Genomic DNA, 364 nt, shown 5'->3' on the forward strand with positions numbered 1-364 from the left:
ACTTCCAGCTCGGCATGGAGCTGCACGCGAAGTACACGCTGTTCGCCGAAGGCTGCCGCGGCCACCTCGGCCGCCAGCTGATCTCGAAGTTCAAGCTCGACGCGAACGCCGATCCGCAGGCGTACGGGATCGGCATCAAGGAGCTGTGGGAAATCGATCCGGCCAAGCACAAGCCGGGCCTCGTGATCCACACGGCCGGCTGGCCGCTGAAGTCGGACACGTACGGCGGCTCGTTCCTGTATCACATGGACAACAACCAAGTGGTGGTCGGCTTCGTGGTGGGCCTCGGCTACACGAACCCGTACCTGTCGCCGTTCGAGGAATTCCAGCGCTACAAGACGCACCCGTCGATCCGCGCGTTCCT

The 364-nt window shown here is 63.7% G+C and carries 1 protein-coding gene; it reads left to right on the forward strand.

Annotated features, from left to right (window positions below):
• Positions 1-364, forward strand: a 364-nt coding sequence (locus SB786_RS35775) for an NAD(P)/FAD-dependent oxidoreductase (RefSeq protein WP_410731515.1), incomplete at both ends; no start/stop codon positions are given.

Origin of the sequence: Burkholderia sp. SIMBA_062 (assembly GCF_046534765.1) — a bacterium.
GTDB lineage: Bacteria > Pseudomonadota > Gammaproteobacteria > Burkholderiales > Burkholderiaceae > Burkholderia > Burkholderia ambifaria.